Source organism: Pinirhizobacter sp. (assembly GCF_036499745.1).
Lineage (GTDB): Bacteria > Pseudomonadota > Gammaproteobacteria > Xanthomonadales > Rhodanobacteraceae > Pinirhizobacter.
On record NZ_DASYDG010000029.1, the window covers coordinates 1 to 4,081 of the forward strand.

The 4,081-nt window shown below is 61.6% G+C and carries 4 protein-coding genes, 1 tRNA gene and 1 pseudogene; 3 read left to right on the forward strand and 3 right to left on the reverse strand.

All coding sequences use genetic code 11. The features are described from left to right. Window positions 1-438 (forward strand): hypothetical protein (locus VGM61_RS10210; RefSeq protein WP_331522698.1); only part of this gene is annotated, 438 nt, incomplete at its 5' end. Window positions 439-597: 159 nt separating this feature from the next. On the opposite strand, the gene VGM61_RS10215 is transcribed toward VGM61_RS10210, so the two are convergent. The 3 genes from VGM61_RS10215 to VGM61_RS10225 form a co-directional block, all read right to left on the reverse strand. Then, window positions 598-921 carry a helix-turn-helix domain-containing protein gene (locus VGM61_RS10215; protein WP_107910766.1) on the reverse strand — a complete coding sequence of 108 codons (324 nt, stop codon included), beginning with the start codon at window positions 919-921 and terminating at the stop codon, window positions 598-600. 2 nt (window positions 922-923) lie between these two features. Next, window positions 924-2,213, reverse strand: coding sequence for a type II toxin-antitoxin system HipA family toxin (locus VGM61_RS10220; RefSeq protein ID WP_331522699.1), 1,290 nt, complete (start codon window positions 2,211-2,213; stop codon window positions 924-926). 197 nt (window positions 2,214-2,410) lie between these two features. Continuing rightward, window positions 2,411-2,620, reverse strand: coding sequence for a hypothetical protein (locus tag VGM61_RS10225; protein WP_331522700.1), 210 nt, complete (start codon window positions 2,618-2,620; stop codon window positions 2,411-2,413). A 159-nt stretch (window positions 2,621-2,779) separates the two neighbouring features. Here VGM61_RS10225 and VGM61_RS10230 point away from each other — a divergent pair. Both VGM61_RS10230 and VGM61_RS10235 read left to right on the forward strand, forming a co-directional pair. Then, window positions 2,780-2,855 (forward strand) — tRNA-Ile (locus VGM61_RS10230). A gap of 653 nt (window positions 2,856-3,508) precedes the next feature. Beyond that, window positions 3,509-4,081, forward strand: a pseudogene (locus VGM61_RS10235) (bilirubin oxidase); the annotation flags it as partial.

The following is a 4,081-nucleotide window of genomic DNA, read 5'->3' on the forward strand; positions in this document are numbered from 1 at the left end:
CGGCTCCCGCGGATGTACGGTAGCAGCCGCCCCAACACCTGCGCTCTAATCCCCACAGCAAAAGGGAATGGCGAAATGGACAGCCTGTCGACCAAAGACGTAGTCGGCGTGATCCTGGGAATCATCGTCCTGGGCACGATCGTCTTCGCCCTCACGAACTCAAGCCCCCGATCCCCAAAGGAACGGTTCTTCAACTGCTGGCGTTGCAAGGCGCTCACCCCGCACACGCAACGAACCATCGACGCGTGGCGTATCGGCAAGACGCGCCTCTTCTGCGGCGCATGTCATGCGAAGTGGCTGCAGACGCATCCTGCACCGATAACTCCGCTGAGACCGACGAGCGAATACAGGCCGCGGCGGAGGTCGAGCAAGGCGGGAGGACTCGTCGTCCTCGCGGCCGTCGTTGTGATCGGCCTTCTCGCACGCTCATGCTCCTAAGGAAACCGGACCCCATGCGACACGGCTGGGCGGAGCCGGTGACGGCTGCTCCGCCCACCGGTCCCGCGTGTAGCCTGGCCGTGGAACCAGGGGATCGCTTCTATGGGAGCTGCGGGAAGCCGCTGCGGTCCTGACCCTGCGCAAAGGCCTAAGGCGCCCTCAACTTTCGCGCGCTTTCGCGGCCGCCTCCGCACGCGCCACCGCATCACGCGTCACGACGCCTACCCGCAAACCCAGCGGGCGCAGCAGCTTCGCTACGGTTTCCAACGTCGGACTTTTGATGCCACGTTCGATGTCCTGAAGGCCGCGCGCCGATACGCCACACAACTTTGCGTATTCGGCGATGGTGAAGCGAAGCGTCGTCCGTATGAGACGAATCACTTCGGGGACCGGACGCCCCGGATGTGATTCGATGTCGTCCAGAAGGGCCCGACGCATGTCGAGCTCTTCGGCGGTCGTTAACGTTTTGAAGCGCTTGTCCACGCTCAGAGGGCCTCGATCTGGGAGACGATATCGTCGATGGACGCACGTTGCATATCCATGATCGCCTCGTCGACACCGATCTCCAGGGCCCGCTGACGCAGGCGGCGTAGCGGCCCCACCATCTCGATGAGCGCGCGGGTCAATGCGGCCGCTTCGATACCCGTCGCGTCCACCGCCTGCCGAATAACGCTCGCCCAGCGCGGTGCACCACCATCGTCACTCTCCCAGCGCATACGGCGAGCGATGCCGTCGGGATGCAGCATCATCGGAACAAAGTCAAAGAGCGGCGTCAGCCCGACATAGCCATCCGCGCGCCGCTGGATAGCCGTATTGCGCGCGTGGTTGTCCTTATTGCCCAGTGCGATGTTGGCAACATCGCGGCGCACGTACTCGACGACATCGCGCTCCCGGTGCGAACACACTGCCGCGAGGCGCCGGAGGGCGACATTGTGTGACGGCGCGAGCCCGAAGCCTGCCAGACCACACAGTGACGCAATGCTCTCCTGCGCATAACGGAGGACGCCTGCCGTGGTAACTGCCCGATCGAACCGGGGAATGAACAATGTTCTCGGGCCGCCTCGCATTCTTCCGTAGACGTCCAGACCGAGATGTCTCGCCAGCTCCATGTACGGTGCCTCAAGGCGAAGAATGGTCGCCAAAGCGGTGCTCGGCCCTCGGGAGAACTTGACGAGCCAGTGAGCGGCGACGTCCTCGTCAGGGAGTGCATGATCGAGGTAGTAGAGGCCGTCGTGCCCTTCCGCCAGAAGAAGCTTCGGCCACTCTCCCTGCACGCCCGAGGACCCGGCAACGAACAGGCCGTGCCTTACCAAGTGCTCGGTGAACGCGTCGCCGCGTTCGACGACCTCGCCTTCAGTGAAGCCCCGGCGATCGCGGAGCGCATGTTCCTCCAGGCGAACAGCTGCCTCGCGTACGCGAATGTTGCCAATGGGATTGCCCGCGCCAGCGAGCAGTAAGCGCCAGTCAGCCGAAGCCGCCGATGTCTCCGGCATACCAAGCTGTCGCAACAGTTCCTGCCTGCCGAAACCCTGGGGAAGCATATCGGCGAGGAACGGCGGCCAGGTCTCCCCTCTGGTGGATTCCAACGAGACAGGCAGATTGACGCTTAACGCCGCGGCATCCGTCCGGCCTTCGTTGTCGAGTGCATAGCCGGCGCTATACCCCACGTCCGTTCCGGCTTCCCAGCCGCGCTCGGCAGCACCAAGGACACGGACCGAGGCAACAGCGCACCAGGCGCCGTCCAGGTAGATCTCAAGATTGGCGACATCGGTCATATGCACACTCTTGTATCATAACAACGCGAACTAGGTGTCATAGTAGTGATACTTTAACGTGTATGTATAGGAAAACGTGTGCGGTCCACTCTCGGAAGCTGTCCACGGCATCCGTGGATTTATGGGAGGCGTTGATGAGCCTGGGCTGAAAAAACGCGCGCTAGAGCGGGCGTCTTCTTAAAAGCCGTAGCTACGACTCAGCGATGGATAACCACGACCGGGTGATGCTGGTGGTGGTAACGACGCGGCGGCGGGCGGTGGTAAACGTGGCGATGGTGAACCGGGTGATACACGCGGTGGTGCACCGGGTGATGCACGACAACCACGCGACGCGATTGCGCCATCGACAGTGCCGGCAACGCCAGGGCCGCGACGGCCAGTGCTGCGGAAATCAGAATCTTCTTCATGGAACCCCCTTGCTGTTGGAAACCCGTCAAGCATGAGGGGGGGCCTGCTGAACTGTCGACCATCCGATAACGCGCCTAGTCACGCCACCTTGCCATGCCACATGGATGTGCGCCCATCGTCGAACGGACATCCATTGGTTACACTTGGCCGCCCCGCACGGGCCTATAGCTCAATGGTTAGAGCAGAGGACTCATAATCCTTTGGTTCCAGGTTCGAGTCCTGGTGGGCCCACCAACGGTTTCTCGTTATGCGCTTCTGCTGGTAGCCACCGGCGCATAAAATGGCCGGATTGACACGATAGGGTGCAATCCAGAATGATATTTTCTGCCTTTTTACGGCTGAACAGCCTGGCTAAGTGCTTCTAGGGCTACATCCCCTCGAAGACGGCGTTTGTGTGAATGGCGCCATCCTCAAACAGGTTAAGTTGACGCACGTGCGCCTCAGCTCTTTCGGGATCCGCCGTGAAGAGGACGACCGCTAGGTCTCTCAATGCCCTAGTGCAGCTCACATAGAAGAGACGGCGCGTTCGATCAACCGTGGTCTCCTCACCAGCGGCTATGTGTTCTCGGTCCTTATCTGAAAGCCCTTTGAGCCCAAGATATTTTTCGTAAGAGAACTGAAAGTGGGTACTCTCCGCATCGTCCAAGACGACGAGCACCCTATCGCCTGAAATAACGCACACGAAAAGAGCGCGACGTGCGGTGCAAGTGTTCTTCATCTCAGCATAGAACGCTGCCACCGAGTCGGAATGGCCATGCCTTCCAATCTCGATGAGACGCTTGCCGCTGCCACATGAAGGAACATGTGTAATGACCCGGATTGAAACATCCTTGTCATCCAGCCGACCTACGGTGGCCCGCACGACAGGCAATCAGCGATAACTTCCCATGGATACTTCCCGACGCCGTTTCCTGGGCGTTGCCGGCGGATTCGCCGGTGCATGCGTTTTCGTCGAACCATGGCGCGTGGCCCAGGCGATGGATACGCCGATGGCCATGCCGATGAAGCAACGGATGGCCATGCCCGCCCTGGCCGCGCCGAACGTGCCGCTGGTGAACCCGGTGACCATGGCAAAGTTCGTCGACGCCCTGCCGGTACCGCCGATCGCCTTGCCCACAGGCAAGCGTACCCACGCCGCGTTCGCAGGCCGGCAGCTGCCGCTCTACCGCATCCCGATGCAGGCATTCAGTGCCAGGGTGCACCGGGATCTGCCGCCGACACCGCAATGGGGTTACGCAGGGTCCACGCCGGGCCCCACGATCGTGACGCGCCGTGGCGAGCCGGTACTGGTGGAATGGGCCAACGAGCTTCCCACCCGGCATTTCCTGCCTATCGATCACGGTATTCATGGCGCGGAGAAATCCAAACCCGACGTTCGCACCGTCACCCACGTGCACGGTGCGCGCGTTTCCGCGCCGAACGACGGTTGGCCTGAAGACTGGTACGTGCCGGGTAAAGCG